Origin of the sequence: Bacillus cereus group sp. BfR-BA-01408, from assembly GCF_022663305.1 — a bacterium.
GTDB lineage: Bacteria > Bacillota > Bacilli > Bacillales > Bacillaceae_G > Bacillus_A > Bacillus_A pacificus.
Genome location: NZ_JAKUFF010000003.1, coordinates 175,453 through 200,999 on the forward strand (window position 1 = coordinate 175,453; position 25,547 = coordinate 200,999).

Sequence of the window (25,547 nt, forward strand, 5' to 3'; positions counted from 1 at the left end):
TATTTTTGATTTTTGGTATAATTCATTAACTGTTCCTTTCCGATAGCTTTCTAATATAATGAGGACCTAGACACATTTGTAATTTCACAAATGTAATTTACAGTCCCATCTCCCTCTTTATAGAGCTTTACTACATAAAGTGGGATAAATGGTACTGCAAGCGTAACTAGTTTCTTTACTTTCATATTAACCTTTCCCTTAAAACTAAAAAGATATATCTTTTGTATAATATTGGTTAAATTTGGATGGATGAATATTATTCTATATTGAAAAAATAAATACGTCAAAATTATTTTACGGAAATTATAAAAATCATATTATATATAGATTAGTAAGCTAATGATACAATGCCCCCTAAAAACGTGTTTCTATCTGTGGATTTATAAGAAAGGATGACGTTTTTATTTCATTGGTATGTGTGATAAATTACACCTATTTCCTTGAGAATATTAAAAATCCTCATCCACAATACCTTACGAGTTATTGCTACAGATTTTGGTTTTGTGCAAAAAAAATTGATAGAATCCAAGAAAAAATTTTTATATCTTTTTATATTTAGAGAAGTTAAAAAATCAATACACCTCCTTCATATACGTGTAATATACAGGGATTTATAACTTGATATAGAACATAAAAAGGAGAAGTTTATATTGTAAACAAAGAGACGTATATATCGAGTTAGAATGAGCTGTTAAAACATTTTTTTATTAGAAGATTAAATTGGCACTGTTAATAACAGTAATGGAGGATTAGAAAATGAAAATTGCAATAGTCTGTTTCGATAACTTTACTGATATTGATGTTTTCCTACCATGGGATTTATTAAATCGTGTACGTTTAGTTGGTGGTATTTCTGATTGGGATGTCCAGCTTTTAGGAACGGAAAAAACTCATATATCCATGTCTGGCTTACGTATTCCCATGACAGCAAGTATATTTGATCTTCCTTCTGCTGACGCTGTAATATTTGCAAGCGGCAAGGGTGTACAAGATTTATATAAAAACCAAGAATATATTAATAGCATTCATGTAGATCCTCAAAGACAATTAATAGGATCTATGTGTTCTGGTTCACTACTATTAGGAGCTAAAAAATTGCTCACTGGCAAAAAAGCAACTACATATCCATCCGCAGTAGAACAGCTTAAAGAATTTGGCGTAGAGGTTATTGAAAAAAGTTTCGTAAACGAAGGAAATATTTCAACTGCTGCAGGTTGTTTCGCTGCTCAAGAACTCTCAGCTTGGATTATAAGGACCCTGCTTAATGAAGAAATGGTTGATATTGTACTAGAAACTGTTCAGCCAGTAGGAAAAGGTTTATATTTTTAATTTCAAATCAAGTCAAGGAATTGTGGTTGCTCTCCAAAACGATAAAATGAGCTTTTTTGATTAATGCCGACGTAATATGCCTCCGATTCCAATTTAATTAAATAAAAAACCCGCGAATCATTCACGGGTTTTCTTCTTAATAACTAATTGCTATTGTACCTTCACCTGCATGTACCGCAAATGAAATTGGTAATGGATATAGTTTGAAATCCATTTCAGGGAATGCTTGTCTAATATCTGCAATCCATTCTTCAGCTCCAGGTTTATCGTTAGCATGGAACATGTGAAGTACTTTTGGTAATTCTTTTTCAAGTTCATTTTTAATGTATTCTCGACATTTTTGGATTTTGCGAACTTTCTTTTCAAGTAAAAGCTCGCCACCTTTTACTTCTAATATTAAGTTAACACTTAATAAACTCCCAAGTAAAAATTGAACTCCCTTTACACGTCCACTTGCGTAAAGACCCTTTAAACTTTTCGGGAATACGTGGAAAGGTCTTCTTTTTTCATCTACTAATGTTTTGTGTATATCTTGTAAAGTCATACCATCATTGTATAACGATTTCGCTTTTCTAATTAGTTCATCCATTGGATAACTTGTTGTTTCGCTATCTAATACCGTTAATGGGAAACCTGCCATTTCTGCAGCTAACTTCATGTTTTGATAGGTTCCACTTACTTTTCCGCTAATAGCAACTGCAAATCCCTCTTCATATTCTTCTTTGCATTTCGAAAATAACTCTACCATTTCCCCTATGTTAGGTTGTGATGTAGTGACAGTTTTACCTTCGTTTAAAGCATTATAAACGCGCTCGCGCACACCTTCTTCACAATCTTTATACGACACACCATCAATAATAACTTCAATTGGGATAACAAAGTTATCTCCTTCTGTTGTAAAACTCGCAGTTGTACTATCAGTAATCCAAGCAACACGCTTCATGTTGTTCCTCCCTTAATTCAATTCCTCTTTTCTAATTTTTCTATATATTTATGTTATGAAAAGAGAATATCCCTGTAATAGTAACAGGACTTTATTGTTTTGGCTATAGTAGATAGATGATAAATGTGAATATTTCTTGTCTTTTTCACAAATTAAAAAGAAAATCAAGAAATTTGCTCGATTTTCTTTTTCTCATACATTATTTAAAAGTTTCATTATCTAAAATCACAACATAATCGTTCGTCAAGCGACCTGCTTCTTTCGTATAACTAACAAGTCTTTGTATGTTATCACAGCTAAGTTTTGCACCCCATACGAGTAGTGGTACACCAATAAAGTCAATATGAAATCTTCTAGAAAACAGACCGCCAAAAGTCATTGGTAAAGGTACAGTTGGTGATGTATTAGAAAAAACGATCTTTTCATGACTTTGATAATGTTTTTGCAAAATTTCTCCTAAATGCTTCATCGCAGGTACAACGACTTTAGATGCCCCGCACCCAATTGTATATACAGGATTACCATTTTCATCTATTCCATGAAAAATAATTTTCCCCATATCTTCGGTTTTCAATTTATTAAAGTAATCTACATTTAATATTTCTTCTTTCGTTAACTTACGGTCAGTTGGCAATTTATTTAAATGATAAGCTGCAGCGAGTGCAGTTGAATGTGTTCCGCCGAAATCAGTGTAAATGAATATCATATGATCATCCCTTGTTATAAAAGTTCAATGTTATTTAGTATTACCGTTCACAGCATTGTTAAACAAGGGATAAATGTATTTACACTTTTTGTATTAACTCATTATATTTTTTCCAAATATAATACCGTCTACTTATTACCGTACCTAATGTGATACATAAAAAGGCATTCGTTACAACCATTAATGTGGAATGTGTACTACCTGAAAACATACTTTGCTTAATTACAATTTTCGCACCTAAAATAACAAGAAGAATCATTGTGCTTAACCAATTTCCTTTTCGTAATACATGACCCGTTTCACTATCTAATCGAAATGTTAAAACTTTTCCCCGTATAATTCCAAGACCTAAGCCAATTCCAAGCATTGCAACAAATAATAGTCCTTGCAGCAAAGTTATTTGTCCCCTATGAATAATGGACTGGATTGTTACAAAGCCCAACAAAACTGGAACAAGCCAAATGCGATTTATTTTGACTTTTCGCTCTTTTCCTTGCAGCAAAACAATAATAAGAATAACAAGTACAATATCCATTTAAAGTCCTCCTATATAGTTGTTTGCCTTTAAAAATTATATTCTCTTCTTTTCATTTCATAATTGAAATACGATAGCTACTTTCAATTGTATGATGTGGAATGTGATTTCCCATCAGCCTGAAGCATTATTTTTAAAAATAAAAAGACGTACTTTTTCCCCGTACGTCTTTAGTACCTTTATTTATAAAATAAAAGTTTTCTAGTCAACTAAAATGTTTTTCAAAACAAAAACAATCATGAACTCGTTTAAATTGTTTTCTTATGTCTTCTTTATTTTCACCTGTATAATGAGCAAATGTTTGAACCGGATATAACTGATCAATATTACTTTTCATTACACCTTTTATCTCGTCTGTATGATCGCTATATACGTGTAAATACGAATCTACGTTTACAAATCCGTTCTTTTCATACCATCCATGTACCCATAGGTTGTCCCTAGTCCATGCTTCCAGGCGATTTAGGTTAAGTTCTTTCGCTAACTTTTCTGCCTCATTTAATAGTTGATTACCAATTTTCATTCTACGGAAATCCGGATGAACTGCAATATGCCAAATCATGCCCCAAGACCTGTTCCTCTTGAACATACCGTACGTTCTTCTAATTCATATTCAATATCTATTAAACCCACAATTTGATTTTCGTATACAGCTACTAATTCAATTGCAGGATTTTCATATTTTTCTTTCTCTCTAAATACGTTATCGTAATATGCTGTATCTAAAAAAGATAACACACGGCAACGTACCCAACCGGTTTCATCAGATTTTTTATATGCTCTAATCTTAATATCCATGTAATCTAAAAGCCCCTCTATATTTTTATTAATTTTTTAACCCCTACTTCGTTACTTTAGACATATAATCAATTGAACAATCTAAATCTAGATATAATAATTTCCTGTGCTACATCCTTTGCATTAATCATACTTGTCACCGTCATATACAGAAGAGATTCTTCCACCTAATTATTATTCAATATATAGATAGAAGAATCCTCTAGTGATGTATACTAATTGAAAAATGGAAGAAAAAATTATTTGGAATCTACTGATTCAGCATGATATACCTTGGATTTTGAAGGTAATAAAGTAAACACACACAATATAATAGTTATAAGTAACATTACCAATGATCCTACAATAACTACAAGTTGTATAGAAATAAATTGAGTTGCAACTCCGAATAGAATCGTAATTAAAATGGTTATGCCGGCAATTACTAGTCCATATATACTTCCAATCCGTCCCATTATGTGAACAGGAACGTTGTTTTGATAAAAGGTATAATAGCCTGTATTTGCATATGCCATAGAGAAAGATAAAATAAGAAATCCGATAGCAGCTATTACGAACCCATTTGAAAAAGCATAAATTAAATAACCAATTGCAATGAATAATGATCCTATTCCAATTAAAAATGAAGGCGCTAATTTTTTAGATAAAATTGTATTTGTTATAGCTCCTAAAATAATTCCAGCCCCGCCGGCACTAACTAAAAATCCATATTCACTATCTGTTAACAATAGAACTTCTTTAGCAAATGACAATTCAAGCGAATCATTTGCGGTAGCTAATACCATCATCCCTTGAAATAAGAAGTACACAAAAACGATATACAAAGATTTTTTACTAAAATTTAAAACGATGTTCCAATCTTTTTTTAGTACAGCTAAAGATAACTTGTCATTTGATGTATGCATATCGGATTTTTTATCAAGATTAGGTAATAGCAATGTAATTACTCCTGATAAGAGAAATGCTATAGCATTTATATATATTGCAAACTCTGGTGTACTTGCTATTAACAATACCCCCGCTATCGCTGGACCAATTAAAAATGCACCAGATCCTATTAAACTACGCAATGAGTTGAAACGTTGTCTTTTCTCAACTGGAATTAATTTAGTCATATATGTCATAGCAGTTGGCTCGTAAATTGCATTAGCCATACTAATAAAGAATACGAATACATAAACCATCCAAAGTGATGGAAGTAAAGGTAAAATAGCGATAAATACCGCACGATATATATCGAGGTGAAACATTAATTTTCGTTTATTTAAACGATCAATCATACTCCCTGACCAAGCGTTTGTTAATAAAGCGGCTAATGGTTTAATTACATATAAAGTAGCAACAGCTAGGGCTGAACCGCCCATATTATAGACAAGTACGTTTAGTGCTATTAAGTAAATCCATGCCCCTAAATTTGCAATACCAACTCCGGACAGTAATAATAAAGGATATTTCCAATCGTTAAGTAAGTTTTTCATTTTCGGCCCCGCTTTCCAAATTATTTTTAACCAATAAAAAAATCCCACCCCCAAGACTTTAGTCTTAGGGACGAGATTTATCATCGCGGTGCCACCCTAGTTTGTTAATATGTCACCATATTAACCTTATCAGGTACTGCATTCTAATTCATGCTTATACCATAGCTCTATAACGGGAGCTCCCGTCACACCACCCCCTAATAATAGGTTCCGATGTGCTGCTCAGAGGCTTGGTTCAATAAAGAATTTTTACTCCTTTTCAGCTAAATGGAGCTCTCTGTGAAAAATTCATTTTATTTACTCTTCTCTTCACTGCATTTGATTTTTCCATATTATCACATTTACATTTAACTGTAAATAAAAAATAATCAGACATTTACAGTTGGTTCATTTTTGCTTTTCGACCAATTCGGCATACGAAACGCATTAGCTTTTTATGAAGATAAGGAAATAAAGTGAAGAGTACATCCATTGTTTTTTTTAACGGCATTGGACATATAACTAATTTATTTTTATGAATAGCTTTCAGCGCAATTTCAGCAAACTTGTCTGCTGAAATCGGCTTATTTGTTTTTAGTTGTTTTATAATTTGGCTCTTATTCATATTAATTGCAATTGATTTTTCAAATATGGGTGTATCTACAAAAGTTGGACAAAGCACACTTACATTTACACCATATTCTTCTGCCTCATAATGTAATGAAGTGGTTAAACCGACGATAGCATGTTTGGTAGTTGCGTACGCGGTACAAAGTGGAGCAGGTCCTAAACCTGTTGCAGACGCAGTATTAATGATATGACCAAATCCTTGTTTTTTCATGAATTGGTAAGCCAATTGTGTCCCGTAAATTACTCCTAATAAATTTATTTCAATAATATGTTTCCAATTATCTAAAGACATATCGAATACTTCTCCATACATAGCAATTCCTGCATTATTAAACATATAATCAATTCTACCAAACTCATTAACTATTTTTATAATAAGTTCCTCTACGGATCCAGCGTTAGTAACATCTAAATATTCGAACCTAGCTAGTTGATTATTATTTTTTATATTATTCACAAGCTCTTGACCACTTGTTTCATTAATATCTGCGATAATTACAAATATATCTTTATTTGCTAATTGAATAGCTAAAGCTTTACCGATACCAGAAGCTCCGCCAGTTACAATTGCGACTCTTTGTTCATCCATATAAAAAACCTCCTGTTGTTAATACATATAATGAAAACGGACGAGTGTAAAGATTTGAACAATCGTTCTAATTCGCTTGTAATGCTACGCATGTTTGTTTGAAATAGAGAGTAAAAAAATCGTAATGGCTTCATTAAATAAAACTTCTAATTTCTCTGTTTCAAATGAATGAATGAATTGACATAATCCACCTAGCCATGAACCTAATAAAAGACTTGAATCCTCAACATTTTCTATATAAAATTCACCACTTTGTATACCTTCATCCAAAATTTTTTGATATGTTTTTAAAGGGATAACAGCTAAACCATAGAGTTGTTGAATTGTAGAAGGGTTCGCGCTCGGATCAGAGGCAAGTTCTTGTCCTGCTCTTAATAATGGCGTTTTGTAATTATAAAGTACAAATTTAGCTATCCCATATAATTTCCCAGTAGCATTTGTATACTGTTTTTCTGCTATTTCCCATTTATCGTGCCAATTTCTCATACTGTCTTTAGCTAAATAAACAAATAATTCTTCTTTATTTTTATAATGGTAATATATATGTCCTTTACTATAACCAGAGGCTTTTGCAATGTTATCAATTGAAGTTCTTGTATATCCTTTTAAGGAAAATAATTCTGTCGCCTTCTCTGCTATTATTTCTTTGGCTAAATCGCTATCGTATCGTCTTTTATTCAATGTAGACTCCTTCCGTCATTTAATACAAAAAAATTGAACAATCGTTCTAATTTCAATATATGTAAGTTTTTTTGTTTTAGTAACTGTTAAGTTTCTTATTTATTATTTTTTATAAAAATTACGGTGCGTGAAATTACTAAACTCTATAAAAAAAAGAGCCTATTGTGTATAGACCCTTCACATTGCTTGAATTAATTTGTATTTGCCTCTGCTAACGGTTGTAACGGTGGTTCTAATTTTAGTTCTAATGCATCGCCTTCTTGTATAGCTTGTCCTTTTTCAATACTTTGATTTGTTACATATCCCGTACCTGAAGTTTTTAAATCTAATTTTAATAGTTTAGAAAAATACATAACATCACGCATTGACCAACCTTGTAAATTGGGCATTGTTGCGTTGTTTCCTAATAAAAATATACGATCACCTTCACTCATTACTTCACCAGACTGCGGATATTGTTTTTTTATTTTTCCTTCTCCTAAAATTATCGGTTGGAGTTTCTCTTTTTTTACATTATTCTCTACCGTATCTATTGATTGATTCACATAGTTTTGCACTTTTAATTGGGATTTTTTCGTTGCATCGGCCATTTGTTGTTCTGTATATGGTTTCACCTTTAAATATTCAAGACTATTTTTCACAACTGGTTTAAATATTTCAGCGAGTGGCTGGGCTCCATATTCATCTCCCTTTAACTTTGGCTGCTTAATAGCTAAATATATAATTAACTCTGGGTCATCAATTGGAGCCATACCTAAAAATGAAAAAATATAATTTTCTTTTCCTTCCATATATCGTCCATTTTCAGGATTTGGAATTTGGGCTGTTCCTGTCTTGCCTCCTATTGGGTAACCATCGACTTTATACATTGTACCTGTACCTTTTGAAGACGTAATAACACGCTCCATTAAGTCTCTTACCTTGTCCGCAGTCTCTTTTTTTATCGGATTTCCAACTTCTTTCGGTTGATTTTCCATAATAACTTGCTTGTTTGTTGGATTTACAACTTTGTCAACGATATATGGTTGCATCATTTTCCCGTCATTTGCTATAGCGGTGGCAGCTTGGATTAATTGAATTGGAGTTACTGTAGAACCTTGTCCGAAAGAAGTTGTTACTTGTTGAATTTGTGTATTTAATAATAAAGTATTTTTACTTTCACCAGGTAAATCTATTCCCGTTTTTTGGTTGAAACCAAATTTATTCATATATTGCTTAAATTTATTTGGTTTTAATAACTGATCTTCTAAAATAGAAAAAGCTACGTTTGATGACCTTTCAAAACCTTCATCAAATGTTATAGATCCCCATCCAAACCCACCATTATGATCTTTTATATCCGCTGAACCTACTGAATACTTTCCGGATTGAAAATATTCTTTCCCGTTATATACACCTTCATTGATTGCAGCAGCTAACGTAAATACTTTCATCGTTGAACCTGGTTCATATGCATTTGCGATTGGATCATTTAAAAAGTATTCAATATCCCCTTTATTAGGATTAAAACTAGGTTTACTAGACATAGCTAAAACTTTCCCCGTCTTTGGATCCGCTATAATACCTACTAACATAGAAGGATCATAGTGCTCTTGCGCCTTATTCATCGCTTCTTCTAAAAAACTATTAATTTGTTTATCAAGCGTAAGATATACGTTATTTCCATGTTTAGCGGGTTCTATTTTTCCTATATCATTTGTAAGCGGGATACCTCCTCGCGCTCCCACATATTCTATATTCCCATTTGTCGAGCGTAAATATTTATCTAAACTTTTTTCAAGTCCAAACTTCCCTTCTGTATTTCCTTTATCGTCTGGCCTAGCAAAACCAAGTATATAAGATGCAAAATCTTCATTTGGATACACTCTTGCTTTCTCAGGCATAAAAGAAACACCTGGGATTTTCAATTTTTTAATTTGTTCTTTCTTTTCCCTAGACAAATTCCGGCCAACTTTTCCGATTTCAACTTGCGTACGCCCCTCATGGAAATTTTTTAATACGTCCTCTTTATCAATTTCAAGCGCAGTAGCTAATTGCTCTGCAGTTTCATCTTTATTTTTCACTTTGTCATTACCTTTCAAATTCACAACAACACGATACGTTGTTGAATCTTGAACGAGCACTTTTCCAGTTTGATCATAAATCGTGCCACGATTCGCTTCCAAAACACCATTTTTATTATGTTGTTCATTTGCTAAATCCTTTACATTCACATTTTGCACGACTCCTACTGCTTGAATATAGAAAAAACGTAAAAGCATAATAAGAAACAAAACAATAAAAGCAATCATAAAATACCGCGCGCCTTTATTCGTTTGAAGTTTATGCATATTTCGCTCCTTTCTTTCACCATTAATTACTACAAAGATGTGCTACAAAATATGTAGTTTTTACTTTCACTACTATATGTTTCGAACATTTCCTTTTAATTCCTTTAAAACAGTCTGAAAGTAGTTATTGTTTCTGTTTCTATTTTTTTATCTATTTATATTACGGTGCGTGAAATTTAAGAATATTCCATCATTAGATGGTTGGTTTATTATAAATTACAAATTTCATAAAGACTTTTAATGCTAACCCAGTATTATTTTGTCACTCTTTTAATACTTATGGCCCTTATCTTGTGCACAATAAAAAGTTCCCCTCTGGATTTCCAAAGGAGAACTTTCAAACAAACCTACAAATAGTTATTTATAAAATTAAGCTAAATGATTATATTTCGCTAAAAAAGGAATACGTTTCGCTACCAACGCGTACGTTTTAAATACAAATTTCGCTATCGGCTCAAACGTACGTGTACTTTGCACTACTAAGCCACTTGTGATAAATGTTAAGAAAGCAGCACCCAGTATATCTAAAGGATAATGAACACCTACGTACATACGTGAAACACCGACTAATACTGCCCAAATAAGAGCGACATATTTAAGTTTTTCTCCTCTAAGCAAAAATACAAATGCAATTGAAAATACAAGTACTGAATGATCACTAACAAATGATGAGTCTGCTGCATGTGGTACTAATTGATGTACATCATGTGATACAAACGGACGTGGATGGTAATATACCGCATGTATCACAACATTTACTAGTAATGCGATAATGACTGAAAGTGTCGTATATAACACTGTATATTGTTTTTTTATTGCATTAATTTTCTTTCCATTGTTAAACCATAAGATAACCATAAATAAAATCGCTACATATGCAGCACTATTTGTAATAGCGATCATTAGCGAATCTAATAGTTTGGACGATCCAGCAAAATTATTAAACCATTGAAATACTGTGTAATTCATAATACTCTCTCCTTGCATAAAAGCTTTCTTGATTTACACAGTATACAACATCAATATGAAAATGGGCTGAAACTTTTCTCATCAAATTCTCATTTTACTATCACTTATTTGACAATATTAAGACTAATTATAACGGCCAATTATGTATAAAGCTGAAAAACCTTTAAAACAATATGAATCATATGCTTTTTATGTGTAGAATACATAACATAGTTACTTCAATATACTAGTTAAGAAATCATATTTTTAATACATACGAAGTGCAATATTACCGAATTGTTCGCCTTGTTCCATACGTCTTAACGCTTGAGTCGCTTCTTCCAACGAATACACTTTATCCATAATTGGTTTAATCTTATATTTCTCTATAAACTTCATCATCTCATTAAATTCTTCACGGCTACCCATAGATGTCCCCATAATATCAATTTGATTATAGAATAACGCTCGTAAAGGCAATTCAATTTTATCTCCTGAGCTTGCACCAAAATTAACAATTCTCCCATTTTGTTTTAATACATCAAAATATTTTAAGAATGTTGCTGGCCCTATACTATCAATTATTAAATCTACTTTCTCTCCGCGCAAACTCTCTTCCCAATTTCCAGAACTATTGAAGGAAAAGTCTGCACCATATGTTTCGGCAAGCTTCCTTTTGTTCTCTATCCTTGAAGTAACACTTACTTTTGCGCCAATTGCTTTTGCAAATAACATAGCAAACGTCGCTACACCGCCGCCTATCCCCGGAATTAAAACATGTTCGCCACGCTTTAATCTACCCTTTGTAAAAAGCGCTCTATATGCAGTTAGTGCCGATAAAGATAAAACACCAGACTCTTCCCAAGAAAGATATGACGGTTTTGCCACTACATTTTCTACTGGCACAATAACACATTCAGCAAACGTTCCATCTTTCGGTCCACCTAACACCTCTGGTAACTCGGGTATTTCAGCAATATGATCCCATCCAATACTAGGGTTAATAATAACCTCATTTTGTAATAAAGTTCTTGAAACACTTTCTCCAATCTCTGTAATTATACCTGCACCATCTGATCCTAGAACTAATGGGACTTGCATTTCTTTTCTATTATTCATTATAAATAAATCTCGATGATTTAATCCTGCTGATTTTAATTTTACTTTCACTTCCCCAGCGCTAGGGTTTCTCTCAGGTAATACTTTATATTCTACCCCTTCAAATCCTGCTTTATATTGTTGTACGATAGCTTTCATTTTTATTCCCCCTTAATAATTCTAATGTACTAGAAAGTTCGAAATAAACAAAGTAATTTGACTATAAAAAAAGAAGGAATGTAAAAACATCCCTTCTTTTCAATGTATTAAAGTGAAACGGTAGGCAGTATAATCGTAACGATTGTTCCTTCACCTTCTTTACTCTCTATTCGAATAGTTCCGTTGTATTTCTCTACAAGACGTTTTGCGATAGACAAACCTAGACCGTTTCCACCTTGTTTTCGACTTCTTGCTTTGTCCACACGATAAAAGCGGTTAAGAACAAATGGTAAATCAGCTTCGGGTATTCCCGCACCACGATCTATGATACGAATTTTAACTTTCCCTGATTGTACACTAGATTCAATACAAATATATTTATTAACTTCTTTTGTATATTTCACTGCGTTATCCAATACGATAATAATAATTTGTTCTAAGTAAGATGAAGGTATTGAGACATATGCCGAATCTTCACCCAGTTTCATATCAAATTGAAATTCAGTTTGAAGTACAGCAAAGTTTTGTGTAACTTGTTTTAATATGCTATTTACATGGACTGGATCAGCTGCAATTGGATGCATCTGTTCTGATTCAGCTCTTGATAGTTCTAGCAATTCTAAAACTAACTTATTTAAACGATCAACTTCCTTTAAACTGGATTGAAGCGATTTATCTAAAACTGCTGGATCATTTTTCCCCCACCGATTTAACATAGACAAGTGTCCTTGAATAATTGTTAGTGGTGTTCTCAGTTCATGGGATGCATCTTCTACAAACTGCTTCTGTTGTGTAAAGGAAGTTTCTACTTCATCCATCATTTCGTTAAAAAGAAACGATAATTTTGCAAGTTCATCATTATTTTCACGTACTGGAACCCGTTCATTTAGCCCATTTTTCTTAATACGCTTCATCGTATTCGTTATATTTTGAATACTTGATAATAGCTTTTTCGTGATTAGTACCCCACCTAAAAAACTAAGGATTAATCCACATATTCCGGCAATAATCATTACCACTAAAATAATTTTTAATAAATGATCAAAAGCCTCTAAGTTTTTCGTAAGTTCAATCGTGCCAGTGAACTCTTTTGTTTGAATTGGTATACGTTTAACTAATATGCGATCTTCTACATGTCTTTTTATAAATAATTCATCTTGTAAAACTTGTTTTGGCTTTATCCATGTCTCATTAAAATCTCGCGAAACAGTAACAATTGGTTTTCCATCCATGCCGATAACACGAATCATTTGATGTTTATCAATCATATTATTTAAGAAATCTTTACTGTTTTCAAACGTTTTAATCGAAAGGGTATCACTTTTATCTTGGTAATATGCCGCTATTTCTGTCACTTGCCTATTTATTTGTTTCTGTTCATAATCTATAGTCCACTTATTGATTACAATAAACTGCAAAGTGCTATATAAAATGAATAAAATAAATACTAATGTAGTGGACCAAAGTGTTAATTTCCACTTTATAGGTAGATTTCGAATTTGATGCACAATATTTTTAATCATTTCATTATATATCCAGCACCGCGGACCGTTTGGATATATTCCTCCTTATCTACACTATGTAACTTGTTACGTAAATAACGAACGTATACATCAACGATATTCGTCTCAACCATTGCATCATATCCCCATACTTGATCCAATAAAACATCACGGGTAAGTACTCTATTAATATTTTTCATAAACATAAGCAAGAGTTCAAATTCTTTATTTGTAAGTTCGATTTCTTCATTTCCTTTTGTAATAGTTCGAGATTCAATCTGGAGCTGTAAATCTTTGAACGTAAGAGATGAAACATGCTTGTTTTCTATTTGTTCTTCCCGTCTAAATATAACCCTCATACGTGCCAACAGCTCTTCAATTGCAAATGGTTTCGGAAGATAATCATCGGCTCCGCTATCTAATCCTGTCACGCGATCCATAATACTATCGCGTGCAGTTAGCATAATAATTGGTGTATTTTTAGTTGCCCTTAATCTACGACACACTTCTATTCCATTTAATCCTGGTAGCATTAAATCCAGCAGAATAAGGTCATAATTTGTTTCAAGTGCAGCTTCTAAACCCTTCCGCCCATCAAACTGTATATCGACTTTATATCCTTCATACTTTAGTTCTAACTCTAAAAAATCAGCTAAATTTTCTTCATCCTCAATGATTAATATGTGTTGCAACAGCAATGCCCCCTATACAGTTAAATGAATCAGTAATCCTACTCCAAATATAATTGCAATAATTTGATGTGCTTTTCTATACAATATCAAGTTTGTTTTTTTATTATGTTTCTGTAAGAAAAGTCCAATGACACCTAGTATGATTAAAATGAAAAGGGAGAATATACCACTATAAAATATAAGTATATGTCGACTTCCTTTTAATAAAAAATAAACACCGTGAGTAATTGATACAGCTAATACAGTATATCCAATGAATACGTGAAATTTTTTAATGAACAAATATAAGTCTTTTATCAATTTAACCCCAATTATATTTTTCTTTTTAAAAAATAACCATACATGACGTAAAAACCATAATGATGCAGCTAAAATCGTCCCATATTCACCGAAAGAACCTAATTTCTTATTTAACCCTTTTACATTTAATACGTTGCCGTAAATTACATTAATAAGTAACAATGCTACACTACAAAAAATAATAGTAAAACCTATAATTTTTACAAATAAATGAAAAGATCTATGTTTTAGTAGCTTTTCCATTTCATTTAAGCTCCTTTCTTAAAAAGTTTCTGTAACCAGCAGAATATCAAATAAAAAAGAAAGGAACATGAGAACAAGATTAAAATAAAATGAGAATTTCAAGATCACTTAAATTGTTTAGCTTCCTTTATTATTTTTTGAATAAACGGTGCTTTTGCATTTGTATAAGAAACACGATCAAAAGGATATGTAGCTGCAAGTCTCTCTTTTAGTTCTCTATATTCTTTACGTGCCCATTCATGCTTTATTAGAAAGTCTCGAAATAAAAGATTGTTTTTCCATTCGTCACTATTATAAATATAGACATGTAAATGATGAGTGCCCGCTCTCCATTTTCCCTTTCTAAAAAAACGCCAATTAGGTGATTCTTTTGGAACGTACTCATATCCAATTTTTAATAAATCTTCAATCCACTTTTCGATAATTTGCAAATCTGTTACGCCAATCATCATATCAATTAAAGGTTTCGCTCCTAACCCTTGTACAGATGTGCTCCCTATATGTTCAATAGCAATACAATCTCCTCCGAATAAAGAAATAAATTTTTCCTTTTCTTTTAAATACTCTTCATGCCACTCTTTTTCATATGATTTAATAACGATTTGTTGTTCCACTTTATTCACACTCCTATAAGTATTCATCATTATATTTATAAAATTTCATGTGATTAACATAGGATTTTTACAAAATATGTCGAATAATGAAATATACAACTTAATTATAATAAATGCGAGGTATATTATGGAAGCTAAACCAGTTGAAATTCAGTTAAATCAAATAACATTCCAATTAAAAGAACATCATAATTTTGATTGGCTCTTGAAATTAGGAACCGTATTTGCAGTTTTTGACCAGCAAGATTCAGGTAATATAAGTTTTGGTGTTGAAAAAAATGGCCATAAAAAATTCATTAAATACGCAGGGGCACAAACAATTGCATACGAAGGAACAATAAACGACGCTATTGAACGGTTAAAAAATTCAGTTTCCCTATACGAGGAATTAAAGCATAACTCGCTTATAAAACTAATTGAACATTTTCCAGTTCAATCTGGATATGTATTAATTTTCGATTGGTTTGATGGCGAATGTCTTCATTCGCACTGGAGTTTCCCGCCTCCTGAGAAATATAAAAATCCAAACTCTCCATTTTATAAATTTAAGCATTTACCTGTTAGAAAACGAGTTCAATCCTTAAATTCCATTTTTTCTTTCCATACATATGTCGAAAAGAAAAACTATGTAGCGATAGATTTTTATGATGGTAGTATTATGTATAATTTTAATACAAATGAAACGAAAATTTGTGATATTGATTTATATTCTAAAAAACCATACGTAAATAAAATGGGAAGATTATGGGGTTCCTCACGCTTTATGTCTCCTGAAGAATTCGAGCTAAACGCTATGATTGATGCGAGAACAAATGTATTTAATATGGGTGCAATGGCTTTCGCAATTTTAGGTGGTGGAAAAGATCGCTCCTTTACAAAATGGGAAGCAAGTAGGGATTTATATGAAATAGCGTATCGTGCTGTAAATGAAAACCGAATGGAACGATATGTATCGGTTGAAACATTTTATGAAGAGTGGCTAAACATGGCTAATACTGAAAAAATATAAACTTATATTATTAAAAGCAAAAAGTTTCTACTATAATCATGTATAATATATATGAAATGGAAATTCAAAATAACGAGGCAAATATATTATGAACTTTGTTTATATTAATCAAAACGTATTAAATAATCTTCTTTACATTCTAATTAGTATATTTATTTTTTATTTTATATACGATAGCGGGCGCTATTTAAAGAAATATAAAACACTACTTATTACTCTTTGTTCGAGTATCCCACTTATTCTATGTATGAGATACCCTATCTATATGGATGAGAGTTGTATTCATGATTTAAGACAAATCCCAGTCATAATTGGTACACTCTATGGTGGATTCCCTGTCGGTATCATATTGTTTACAATTTTATTAATTACAAGATTTTTATTTTATGGATTTAATATGCTAACTGTCATTGTTTACGGAATAATGTTTATCATTACAGCATTCGCATCCGCAAAATTTAATACATATAATAGAAAAATAAAAGTAGCTTTTTCCATGTTTTTAACCTTTTTCCTAGCAATATTTACAACTGTAATTGTCTTAACTTTATCAAATTTTGAAGTAAATAATTTGTATATTATTTACTTCATAATATTACCGACTACTCTAATGCTATTTATTGTTTATATAAATGAAGTTATAAAAGATGCAGTATGTATGCGATCAAAATTAATTAAAATGGAGAAAATGGAGATTGTTAGCCAACTCGCTGCTAGTATATCACATGAAGTAAGAAACCCTTTAACTGTCGTAAAAGGATTTACACAACTTTTGAAAACATCCAATTTAACTCCCGAATCGAGAGACAAATATATTGACCATATACTCGAAGAATTAAATCGTGCTCAAGAAATTATTGATGACTATTTAACATTTGCCAAACCTGCTCCAGAAAAATTAGATCATATTTCAGTCGAACAAGAGTTAAATAGAGTTATTAATATGATAGTGCCCTTATGTAATATGAATACGGTACATATTACGAAAGATTTCTCCAATGCAACAATAGTTGGTAATAAACAGCACTTTCAGCAATGCTTTTTAAACTTAATAAAAAATGGTATTGAAGCAATGCCTAATGGTGGCACTTTAAATATCTCCTCTTCTATTAGTAATAATAAAGTTATCATACGAATTGAAGATAGCGGAATTGGTATGTCACAAGAGCAAATAAATCGCTTTGGCGAACCGTATTTTAGTACAAAAACGAAAGGTACAGGTTTAGGCACAATGGTTGCTGTTAAGATCATTGAAACGATGCAAGGTAATTTGAAAATCCGAAGCGTTATGAATAAAGGTACTACTTTGACAATTACATTTCCGAAATGTAATACAAACGCATCTAACAACAAATAAAAAAGGAGCAATTATGCTCCTTTTTTATTTGTTGCGATACATAAGTATCTTCTATGTTTTTTAGTTTTACATTTGTGGAGACTAATTAAAAATTAGTACCCTCCGCCCCAACAGCTGCATCCAACGATAATTAACAAAATAAATAACACAACTAATAAAGCGAAACCTCCACCAAAACCACAAGAACCACCGTAACTCATATTTTCTCCTCCTTTTGGTTTGAAAACTAATAGGTAGTTGATCATTTTAACTGGTTCGTATTATACATTATGTAAATATCCCTTTTTTGAGCATGTCTATATAAAAATAAGTAAAAGCACTCATTTGAGAATGCTTTAAAACGGATACCAAAAATTTTGAAATACATGTAACTTTAAATATACTGCAGCAATTAAAATAAAAATACCTATAAATAAAGCAATGAAATCCCCGCTTTTCGCTTTATTTGTATAGAACCACGTACGTGTATCCTTCTTTCCAAACCCTCTTAAATCCATTGCGTTTGAAACTGTATCGATTCTCTCTAAAGAATGAATAATTAAAGGCCAGAAAATTAAGACACGGTTTTGCATGCGGATCCATAAACTTGCTTCTCCTTTTTCAAAAGCTACTCCTCTCGCCTCTTGGGCATGTTTAATAACTTTATATTCGGACTGAATATCAGGTATATAACGTAATGCAATATTTATCGCATAAGTAATTTTATAATGAATTCGAAATTTACTTAAGCTACTCACAAATTTGCTTGGATCAGTCGTATAAATAAAAATAAGTGTAAATGGTAATAACGTAAAATACTTTAACGAAAGTGTAGCTGCATAAAATAATGTTTCGTATGTAATTGTTGCATATCCAATATACACAAATGAAGTATATGATCCGGTTAATTCAGATCCATGGGTTGGTGTAATAAATAAGATCATAACAGAATTTAATAAACTAAATGTAAATATAACAGTAAAAACAATAAAAATTTTACGAAATGGAATTTTAGCAATTAGAAGTCCGATACATCCAATCATAAATACAAATAGCAATATGCGAAAATCAAAAAATAAAAAAGTAAGTGTCATACAAAAAATAAATAATAACAATTTCACTGATCCGTCCATGCGATGAAAATATGTATTATACACCTTCCTCCCTCCTAATATCATCAAAATAAAGTTCCATAAACCTTTCAGGATTTGCAATACCACTAAATTTAACGAGTTTAAATAAAGAACTCTCCTTTAAGTTCGCTCTTTTTAACGTTTCTGGATGACCTAATACAATAGATGCAGTATTATTCGCAATAACTTCTCCTTCCTTTAGAACTATTGCTCTGTCTGCATATTCTAATGCGAGATTCATATCGTGTGTGATAAAAATAAAGGATAGTCCCTTTGCAGCTAGTTTTCTAATAAACGTCATAAATTGTTTATAATGATAATAATCTTGTCCCGCTGTCGGTTCATCTAATATGATAAGTTTTGGATTTGTTGTTAGTACAGATGCAATCGTTAATCTCTTTTTTTGCCCATAACTTAATGCCTGAATTGGCCAATTTCGAAATGGATACAGGTCACAAATTTTTAATGTTTCCTCTGCTCTAACCTTAATTTCTTCCTTCGAAAATTTTTTTAATTTTAATGAAAATGAAATTTCTTCCATTACAGTAGCTTGTGTAATCATATGATTTGGATTTTGCATCACATAAGATATAACCTCACCGCGTTTACGAATAGACCAAGAATTGATATTTACTCCATCAATTAAAATCCTATCATTTTTTGTTTTGTTTATCCCTATAAGACTATGAGCTAGTGTTGATTTTCCAGCTCCATTATGTCCTAGGAGTGCTACTATTTCCCCTTTAAATAGAGAGAAATTTACATTGTCTAATACTTTTTGTTTATTAGGATATGAGAATGACAAATTCTCTACTTTCAATAATTCTTTTTTTGTAGGAGTATCTTTACAAAAAGTTTGCTTCTCCATCCACTCATTTATTACTCCACTAACACTTTCCCTTTGAAGATTTTCAAGTGGGTATATTACGTCATTATTACTATCAAAATGCAATCTCTTTAAGCCTTCTATGTACATAGGTTCTCTTAATCCGATAGATGGTAATATATTTGATGCTAAAATCTTTTCTGGTGTGCCTATCGCAACAATTTCTCCTTCATCAATTAAAATGATTTTATCTAAATCTAGGTTTAACATTTCTTCTATTCGATGTTCAATTATTACAATTGTTTTATTATATTGTTTATGTATATCTTTAATAAGTTCTACTGTATGTAAGCTACTAACTGGATCTAAATTTGCTAACGGTTCATCGAACAATAATATATGAGCATTTGTTGTTAACAGACCTGCTAAAGAAACAGTTTGTTTTTGTCCTCCTGATAATTCATGTGGACTTTGTTTATGAAAATTATGCATCTTTACCTTTTTTAATGATTCCGAAACAATCTTTTTCATATCATCTTCATTTACGCATTCATTTTCTAAATAAAAAGCTACATCTTCCTCTACTGTAAGACCAATAAATTGTGCATCTTGATCTTGCAAAATTGTTCCAACCTGTTTACTCTGTTCAAAAATACTTCCTTTCCTCGGGTCTTTTCCGTCAATTAAAATAGTACCAGTACTAGTCCCTTCATAAGAAAATGGGATTAGCCCATTCATACAATGAGCTAATGTCGATTTCCCTGAACCACTTCGCCCAGCAATCAGCACTTTTTCCCCAGGATATATATGAAATGTAACGTCTTTAACAGTAGGCTGCGCTGCATGCTTATATTGAAAGTTGAATTGTTCAAAAGAAATAATTGGTTGCATGTTAACATCCCTACTTTTCAATTTTTAAATGTGTATGTTTCTTATTAGATTTAGCTAACCCTATTGTAATTGGCAATCCAAGAACTAAAAATACAATAACATCAGCAATTGTTGCACCTAATACTTGTATAACAATTTTGTCAAACGGTTCTCCCATCACAATAATATCGAACGCCCCAGCAAATATAATAGCAATGACAATACCAATTAACCCAGTAATAGCTAAATAGGAAATATCTCCTTTATTATATGTCCCGTTTTTCACACTAAAGCCAACTCTTTTTTGAATAAGCCCCATTGCAAAGCCGATAATGCCTGAACTAAAAACCCAGCCCCACCAAATACCCCAGCCAGCAATTGTATCTGTTACGGTATGACCGATAAGTCCTATTAACAGTCCTGCCACTGGGCCAAATAACGCACCAAAAATGGTTAAAATAGCTAACGCAGGTTTAATAAATGTATTGGGTGCAATAGAAAATCCCCAAAGTCCTAATATCCCGTATAATGCTGCTCCAATTCCGATTGCCACTACTAATTTTGTTGATAATTTATTCATTACAATTCTCCCCTCTTAATAGTCAACTTTTATTACTCTATATTTATTTTGAAAATGAATTATGCATCGACACTCCCTTTCTATACAACAAAAAATGACCTCTTACATAAGAGGTCATTTTCTTTCACGTTCAAGAATCCTCTTATCTTCCAAAAAACACATCGTGTTCTCTGCGGAATTAGCACCTTCCTATAAATATATATAGGGGTTGCTGAGGTTTCATAGGGCCGTTCCCTCCACCTCTCTGGATAAGTATTAATTTGTAATTCGTATTATGGCATTAAAAAATATAAATTTCAATACTTTTCTAATTATTTTTATTTTTTGTTTAATAGTACATTTAAATCATTGTATTCTTATCGGAATTGTGAAATAATAAATTCAAAATAGTTACGGGAGGAATGTACGATGAAAGTAATCGGTTTAATTGGTGGACTAAGTTGGGAATCTACATCATTATACTATAAACATATTAATACACTTACACTCTCTCAATACGATCAAAATGCAAAGCTTGTTTTATATAGCATGGACTTTGGTGAAGTAACTACTTTATTACAAAATCACCAATATGAAGAAGTGAAAAACGAATTAGTCACCGTTGCAAAGAAGGTTGAAAAATCCGGAGCTGAATGTTTATTAATGTGTTCCAATACGGTCCATCTATTTGCTGAAGAAGTGGAAAGTGCAATATCCATTCCACTTCTTCACATAGGTGATGTAAGTGCTAAAGAAATGGTAGAACAGAATATAAAGCGTATCGGATTATTGGGTACGAAACAAACGATGGAACAAGACTTCTATAAATCACGATTAGCGAATTATAGCATTGAGACAATCATCCCCAATAAAGAGGAAAGAAATTTTATTCATCATGTTATTTTAAATGAATTAAGTAAAGGAATTATTTCAGAAACATCAAAAGAAAAGCTATTACAAATTACAAAGTCATTAATTCAAAATGGCGCAGAAGGTATACTACTAGGTTGCACCGAAATACCGTTGCTCATTTCCCAAAACGACCTTACTGTTCCTGTTTTTGATACTGCTTTTTTACATGCAAATACTGCTGTGCAGTTTGCGGGATAATCATATAAAAGCATAAAGGTGCGCCTCTATGCTTTTATATTACCCACACTATTTATTTAAAAGAGATGTAATCACTGTGATTGCTTCATTTGAACCACCACAATCTAAAAAACTATCTTTCAGTTTTCGTATTCCATGCTTATACTTTTCATTTGAAAGAACATCGGTTACCGCTTCTTTTAACGTTTGCACATTAACATTCTCTTTCAATAACCGATGCGCTGCTTCAAGCTCAGTTAATCTTTGTGCTATCATTGGCTGGTCTTTATCATGTGGAATGATGACAAATGGGACATTAAAATGAATAGCATCGTGTACACTGTTCATACCGCCATGTGTAATAAAAACATCTGCTTCACTTAATACTTCTGATTGAGGTACGTATGGAGCAATTATAAAATTGTTTGGCGCTTCCTTAATTTTAGAACGATCATTTCTATCGCCAATTGCCATTACAACTAATCCATTAAAATCTGAGAAAGCATCAATACATGCATTAAAGAATGGTTCGATCCCTTCAAGCAGTGTTCCCATTGAAATATAAATAACTTTCTTATCTTTAAGCGATTCAAGTGGAAATTCAACATTTATTTTACGCTTTGAAATACTTGGTCCAATAAAAATGTTATTTTCTCCGAACGAATCGCTATTAGGTTGGAAATAACGACTTGTGTACACAAGAGTAACATCTCCCTTATTATGCATAAATTGAAGATTATTTTTAGGCTTTACTCCAAATTCACGATCCATTTGATATAACAACTGTTCAGAAATTTCATCAGGTCGGAATGGTATTGCTGCATTAGGATGAAAAGGTAAAGTCTCCAAAAATTCAGTAGGAATTAAGAATATAGGAGAAGAAACTATGCCTGGAATTTGTAAATACTCCTTTACTAACTCTCCAGCACCAAATATATCATAAATTACGAAATCAAAATTTATGTTTTCACATAATTGTTTCACAATTTCTAATATATATAAAGAAGTTTGAACATGTACACGAAAGAAAGAATTCAGCCCATCTAGAGTTTCAGAATCAATAGAAATCTCCTTTAATAAATCTGGATGTGTATATACAATAGCTCCCAAATCTTCAATTCTGTCTTTAAATTGTTCTGTCGTAATATAATGTACGTGATCCCCCCGTTCAGTATAGGCTTTAACTAAACTTAATGTAGGATTTACATGTCCCTCTGCTGGAAAATTAACCACTAAAATATTTAGCACTTATTTCTCACTCCTTACATTTCAATTCACTTATTAAGCATACTGTAATTATTACCGTCAAACTTCCCCTAATAGTCCTAATATACTTGCTACTTTAGATTGATAAATAATTATCAGTTATTTAATTAAAAAAAGCATCTACATAAGTAGATGCCAAACCGTGATAAGGAGTGTTCTGTGAGGTTAGAATAAGCTTTTCAGCTTGTCCTATGCTATCAATATATGTTTTATTTTATAAAATGTGAATAATTGATAGAATAATTTTATTCTTCTTTCTCACCCATTTTGAATTAATTCCTAAATAAGACAACTCTATTTTTATAACATTTCATATGTTTTAATCTTCTTTAGAGCTATCTATTTTTACAGTTTCTCCAGTCAATCGCTTATTTTTCAATTCAAAATAAGCATCTAAAACTTCTTTTCCAATATCAGAGTTAATACCAGATTTATCATTCATAACCCACGGCACAACTACGGAAAACGCTACTTCTGGATTATCATATGGCGCATATCCTGCTAACGTTAAGTTATAACATTCTCTTCTCTCGCCTTTTTCATTTCTTCCAATATCACTTTCTCCACCGTATACCGTCTGTGCTGTTCCTGTTTTACCTGCTGGTTTATAAGATGCTTTTTGGAACGCCCTTACTCCTGTTCCATCACCCTCTTGGAATACCTTTCTAAATCCTTCTTTTACTTGATTTATATATTCCTCTTTCATATCAATTTTATTTAAAACAATTGGTTCTACTGCATGCAACACTTTACCAATCTCATCTTTTTGCGACGTTTTCTCTCTTACCTCTTGTACAATTTGTGGCTTCATTCGATATCCACCGTTTGCAATTGTTGAAATATACTGTACGAGCTGAAGTGGTGTATACGTGTCATACTGACCAATTGAGTAATCTAATAAGAAACCCGGCTGATTATCTTTTTTACCAATTTGTCCAGCTGTTTCATTCGGTAAATCGATGCCCGTTGGAACACCTAATCCGAATTGTCTGAAATAGTACCTCATTTTATCAAAGTGTTCCTGTTTAATATTTAATGAACTATTTTTCACATAATCCACACCTGCAATTTTTAATGCTGTATGAAACATATAAACGTTTGAAGAGACTTGTAACGCTCTTAAATCATCAATGTTTCCAAACTCTTTCCAAGACTTCTTCTCCCTAGTACCTTTAAGCTTCATAGGTGCATCATAAAAATAAGTACCTGGTGTTATAGCTTTCGTTTCAAATCCAGTTAAAACTGTCGCACCTTTAACTGTTGATCCCAGCTCATATGAACTAGTCATTGTGCCTAATGCATAGTCTTCAACTTCTGTTTTCCCGTCTTTTTCTACAAGTCTTTTCCCAGCCATTGATAATACTTGTCCGTTTTTCGGATTCATCATTACAACGAAAGCACGGTCCAACATAGATTCAGATCCTTTATATGCCTTTAATATTTTTTCTATACTTTCTTCTACTTTTTTCTGTAATTCCATATCTATCGTTAAAGTTAAGTTCTTACCGCTCTTTCCCTCAGAAATTGTTTCCGTTCTAATTGTAGTACCTTGTTTATCTGCAACGCTTCTTACTTCTTTTTTTGTACCATGAAGTACATCTTCATATTGCTGCTCAATATAACTTTTTCCAACCCTATCATTTCGGCTATAATCTCGTACCAAGTAATAATCTAATTTTTCACTTGGTAATCCTTCATCGGAATTAGAAACATTTCCAAGAACAGATCGGAATAACCCATCATTTACATACACTCTCTCCCAATCAACCGACACATCTACACCTGGGAGATTTGCTAAACCTTCACTAATTATAGTAAATTCCTTTTCACTAACATCTTTTTTAATAATTTGAGGAGCCATTTGATAACCAGAAGTCATCTTACTTTTAATAGCTAACACTTTAA

The 25,547-nt window shown here is 32.0% G+C and carries 23 protein-coding genes, 2 pseudogenes, 1 riboswitch and 1 other annotated feature; of the genes and pseudogenes, 4 read left to right on the forward strand and 21 right to left on the reverse strand.

What is annotated here, in order from left to right:
• Nucleotides 1–25 precede the first annotated feature (25 nt).
• Nucleotides 26–137: pseudogene (locus MR083_RS03480) on the reverse strand (helix-turn-helix domain-containing protein); the annotation flags it as partial.
• Nucleotides 138–756: 619 nt separating this feature from the next.
• Here MR083_RS03480 and MR083_RS03485 point away from each other — a divergent pair.
• Entirely contained in the window at nucleotides 757–1,329 is a 573-nt protein-coding gene (locus MR083_RS03485) for a DJ-1/PfpI family protein (RefSeq protein ID WP_000684437.1), read from the forward strand.
• 136 nt (nucleotides 1,330–1,465) lie between these two features.
• Here the strand turns inward: MR083_RS03485 and MR083_RS03490 are convergent, their stop codons facing one another.
• From MR083_RS03490 to MR083_RS03555, 14 genes and pseudogenes are all read right to left on the reverse strand, one after another.
• Nucleotides 1,466–2,272 carry a DegV family protein gene (locus MR083_RS03490; RefSeq protein ID WP_000831949.1) on the reverse strand — a complete coding sequence of 269 codons (807 nt, stop codon included), beginning with the start codon at nucleotides 2,270–2,272 and terminating at the stop codon, nucleotides 1,466–1,468.
• A 199-nt stretch (nucleotides 2,273–2,471) separates the two neighbouring features.
• The gene (locus MR083_RS03495; protein WP_016717602.1) at nucleotides 2,472–2,978 is read right to left on the reverse strand and encodes a DUF3189 family protein; all 507 of its coding nucleotides are present in this window, start codon (nucleotides 2,976–2,978) and stop codon (nucleotides 2,472–2,474) included.
• A gap of 79 nt (nucleotides 2,979–3,057) precedes the next feature.
• On the reverse strand, nucleotides 3,058–3,513 hold the full coding sequence (locus tag MR083_RS03500; RefSeq protein WP_242268558.1) for a DUF1453 domain-containing protein: 456 nt from the start codon (nucleotides 3,511–3,513) through the stop codon (nucleotides 3,058–3,060).
• 205 nt (nucleotides 3,514–3,718) lie between these two features.
• Nucleotides 3,719–4,311: pseudogene (locus tag MR083_RS03505) on the reverse strand (GNAT family N-acetyltransferase).
• Between the two features lie 239 nt (nucleotides 4,312–4,550).
• The gene (locus MR083_RS03510; RefSeq protein ID WP_242268560.1) at nucleotides 4,551–5,789 is read right to left on the reverse strand and encodes an MFS transporter; all 1,239 of its coding nucleotides are present in this window, start codon (nucleotides 5,787–5,789) and stop codon (nucleotides 4,551–4,553) included.
• A gap of 63 nt (nucleotides 5,790–5,852) precedes the next feature.
• Nucleotides 5,853–6,111, reverse strand: a binding site (T-box leader).
• 54 nt (nucleotides 6,112–6,165) lie between these two features.
• Nucleotides 6,166–6,987 carry an SDR family NAD(P)-dependent oxidoreductase gene (locus MR083_RS03515; protein ID WP_000344382.1) on the reverse strand — a complete coding sequence of 274 codons (822 nt, stop codon included), beginning with the start codon at nucleotides 6,985–6,987 and terminating at the stop codon, nucleotides 6,166–6,168.
• Between the two features lie 84 nt (nucleotides 6,988–7,071).
• Nucleotides 7,072–7,668: a TetR/AcrR family transcriptional regulator gene (locus MR083_RS03520; protein WP_001042679.1), complete on the reverse strand. Its 597-nt coding sequence runs from the start codon at nucleotides 7,666–7,668 to the stop codon at nucleotides 7,072–7,074.
• Between the two features lie 191 nt (nucleotides 7,669–7,859).
• A complete protein-coding gene (locus MR083_RS03525) occupies nucleotides 7,860–9,998 on the reverse strand; it encodes a penicillin-binding protein (RefSeq protein ID WP_000549361.1) in 2,139 nt (712 codons plus the stop codon).
• Nucleotides 9,999–10,367: 369 nt separating this feature from the next.
• Nucleotides 10,368–10,967 (reverse strand): undecaprenyl-diphosphatase, encoded by a 600-nt coding sequence (locus MR083_RS03530; RefSeq protein WP_001110136.1) that lies wholly within the window; start codon nucleotides 10,965–10,967, stop codon nucleotides 10,368–10,370.
• Nucleotides 10,968–11,213: 246 nt separating this feature from the next.
• Nucleotides 11,214–12,203 (reverse strand): zinc-binding dehydrogenase, encoded by a 990-nt coding sequence (locus tag MR083_RS03535; protein WP_000644612.1) that lies wholly within the window; start codon nucleotides 12,201–12,203, stop codon nucleotides 11,214–11,216.
• Nucleotides 12,204–12,310: 107 nt separating this feature from the next.
• The gene (locus tag MR083_RS03540) at nucleotides 12,311–13,726 is read right to left on the reverse strand and encodes a HAMP domain-containing sensor histidine kinase (RefSeq protein WP_000594489.1); all 1,416 of its coding nucleotides are present in this window, start codon (nucleotides 13,724–13,726) and stop codon (nucleotides 12,311–12,313) included.
• Entirely contained in the window at nucleotides 13,723–14,397 is a 675-nt protein-coding gene (locus MR083_RS03545) for a response regulator transcription factor (RefSeq protein WP_001163824.1), read from the reverse strand. Before MR083_RS03545 ends, MR083_RS03540 begins: the two co-directional genes overlap by 4 nt.
• Before the next feature lie 12 nt (nucleotides 14,398–14,409).
• Entirely contained in the window at nucleotides 14,410–14,940 is a 531-nt protein-coding gene (locus MR083_RS03550) for a hypothetical protein (RefSeq protein ID WP_242268562.1), read from the reverse strand.
• Nucleotides 14,941–15,044: 104 nt separating this feature from the next.
• A complete protein-coding gene (locus tag MR083_RS03555; RefSeq protein WP_000437696.1) occupies nucleotides 15,045–15,554 on the reverse strand; it encodes a GrpB family protein in 510 nt (169 codons plus the stop codon).
• A 127-nt stretch (nucleotides 15,555–15,681) separates the two neighbouring features.
• On the opposite strand from MR083_RS03555, the gene MR083_RS03560 reads away from it, so the two are divergent.
• Both MR083_RS03560 and MR083_RS03565 read left to right on the forward strand, forming a co-directional pair.
• The gene (locus tag MR083_RS03560; protein ID WP_000387625.1) at nucleotides 15,682–16,563 is read left to right on the forward strand and encodes a protein kinase family protein; all 882 of its coding nucleotides are present in this window, start codon (nucleotides 15,682–15,684) and stop codon (nucleotides 16,561–16,563) included.
• A gap of 88 nt (nucleotides 16,564–16,651) precedes the next feature.
• Nucleotides 16,652–17,920, forward strand: coding sequence for a sensor histidine kinase (locus MR083_RS03565; protein WP_046647226.1), 1,269 nt, complete (start codon nucleotides 16,652–16,654; stop codon nucleotides 17,918–17,920).
• Between the two features lie 92 nt (nucleotides 17,921–18,012).
• Here the strand turns inward: MR083_RS03565 and MR083_RS03570 are convergent, their stop codons facing one another.
• From MR083_RS03570 to MR083_RS03585, 4 genes are all read right to left on the reverse strand, one after another.
• Nucleotides 18,013–18,120, reverse strand: a complete 108-nt coding sequence (locus MR083_RS03570) for a YjcZ family sporulation protein (protein ID WP_000120182.1) — start codon at nucleotides 18,118–18,120, stop codon at nucleotides 18,013–18,015.
• 135 nt (nucleotides 18,121–18,255) lie between these two features.
• Nucleotides 18,256–19,056 carry an energy-coupling factor transporter transmembrane component T family protein gene (locus MR083_RS03575; RefSeq protein WP_242268564.1) on the reverse strand — a complete coding sequence of 267 codons (801 nt, stop codon included), beginning with the start codon at nucleotides 19,054–19,056 and terminating at the stop codon, nucleotides 18,256–18,258.
• Complete coding sequence (locus MR083_RS03580; RefSeq protein ID WP_001182487.1) at nucleotides 19,049–20,749, reverse strand: ABC transporter ATP-binding protein; 1,701 nt, start codon at nucleotides 20,747–20,749, stop codon at nucleotides 19,049–19,051. Before MR083_RS03580 ends, MR083_RS03575 begins: the two co-directional genes overlap by 8 nt.
• A gap of 10 nt (nucleotides 20,750–20,759) precedes the next feature.
• Entirely contained in the window at nucleotides 20,760–21,308 is a 549-nt protein-coding gene (locus MR083_RS03585) for an ECF-type riboflavin transporter substrate-binding protein (protein WP_001038197.1), read from the reverse strand.
• A gap of 139 nt (nucleotides 21,309–21,447) precedes the next feature.
• Nucleotides 21,448–21,563, reverse strand: a riboswitch (SAM riboswitch).
• Nucleotides 21,564–21,716: 153 nt separating this feature from the next.
• On the opposite strand from MR083_RS03585, the gene MR083_RS03590 reads away from it, so the two are divergent.
• Nucleotides 21,717–22,397: an aspartate/glutamate racemase family protein gene (locus tag MR083_RS03590; RefSeq protein WP_000864407.1), complete on the forward strand. Its 681-nt coding sequence runs from the start codon at nucleotides 21,717–21,719 to the stop codon at nucleotides 22,395–22,397.
• 48 nt (nucleotides 22,398–22,445) lie between these two features.
• Here MR083_RS03590 and MR083_RS03595 read toward each other — a convergent pair whose 3' ends face one another.
• Nucleotides 22,446–23,624, reverse strand: coding sequence for a macrolide family glycosyltransferase (locus MR083_RS03595; protein WP_000932169.1), 1,179 nt, complete (start codon nucleotides 23,622–23,624; stop codon nucleotides 22,446–22,448).
• Nucleotides 23,625–23,961: 337 nt separating this feature from the next.
• On the reverse strand, nucleotides 23,962–25,547 hold a 1,586-nt coding region (locus MR083_RS03600; protein ID WP_242268566.1), incomplete at its 5' end, for a peptidoglycan D,D-transpeptidase FtsI family protein.

Excerpts from the sequence above, each read along its gene's own strand:
- MR083_RS03565 (WP_046647226.1), top strand. The coding sequence starts at position 16,652 with ATGAACTTTGTTTATATTAATCAAAACGTATTAAATAATCTTCTTTAC.
- MR083_RS03550 (WP_242268562.1), bottom strand. The coding sequence starts at position 14,940 with ATGGAAAAGCTACTAAAACATAGATCTTTTCATTTATTTGTAAAAATT.
- MR083_RS03525 (WP_000549361.1), bottom strand. The coding sequence starts at position 9,998 with ATGCATAAACTTCAAACGAATAAAGGCGCGCGGTATTTTATGATTGCT.
- MR083_RS03590 (WP_000864407.1), top strand. The coding sequence starts at position 21,717 with ATGAAAGTAATCGGTTTAATTGGTGGACTAAGTTGGGAATCTACATCA.
- MR083_RS03560 (WP_000387625.1), top strand. The coding sequence starts at position 15,682 with ATGGAAGCTAAACCAGTTGAAATTCAGTTAAATCAAATAACATTCCAA.
- MR083_RS03540 (WP_000594489.1), bottom strand. The coding sequence starts at position 13,726 with ATGATTAAAAATATTGTGCATCAAATTCGAAATCTACCTATAAAGTGG.
- MR083_RS03570 (WP_000120182.1), bottom strand. The coding sequence starts at position 18,120 with ATGAGTTACGGTGGTTCTTGTGGTTTTGGTGGAGGTTTCGCTTTATTA.
- MR083_RS03530 (WP_001110136.1), bottom strand. The coding sequence starts at position 10,967 with ATGAATTACACAGTATTTCAATGGTTTAATAATTTTGCTGGATCGTCC.
- MR083_RS03490 (WP_000831949.1), bottom strand. The coding sequence starts at position 2,272 with ATGAAGCGTGTTGCTTGGATTACTGATAGTACAACTGCGAGTTTTACA.
- MR083_RS03495 (WP_016717602.1), bottom strand. The coding sequence starts at position 2,978 with ATGATATTCATTTACACTGATTTCGGCGGAACACATTCAACTGCACTC.
- MR083_RS03580 (WP_001182487.1), bottom strand. The coding sequence starts at position 20,749 with ATGCAACCAATTATTTCTTTTGAACAATTCAACTTTCAATATAAGCAT.
- MR083_RS03515 (WP_000344382.1), bottom strand. The coding sequence starts at position 6,987 with ATGGATGAACAAAGAGTCGCAATTGTAACTGGCGGAGCTTCTGGTATC.
- MR083_RS03535 (WP_000644612.1), bottom strand. The coding sequence starts at position 12,203 with ATGAAAGCTATCGTACAACAATATAAAGCAGGATTTGAAGGGGTAGAA.
- MR083_RS03585 (WP_001038197.1), bottom strand. The coding sequence starts at position 21,308 with ATGAATAAATTATCAACAAAATTAGTAGTGGCAATCGGAATTGGAGCA.
- MR083_RS03500 (WP_242268558.1), bottom strand. The coding sequence starts at position 3,513 with ATGGATATTGTACTTGTTATTCTTATTATTGTTTTGCTGCAAGGAAAA.
- MR083_RS03510 (WP_242268560.1), bottom strand. The coding sequence starts at position 5,789 with ATGAAAAACTTACTTAACGATTGGAAATATCCTTTATTATTACTGTCC.
- MR083_RS03485 (WP_000684437.1), top strand. The coding sequence starts at position 757 with ATGAAAATTGCAATAGTCTGTTTCGATAACTTTACTGATATTGATGTT.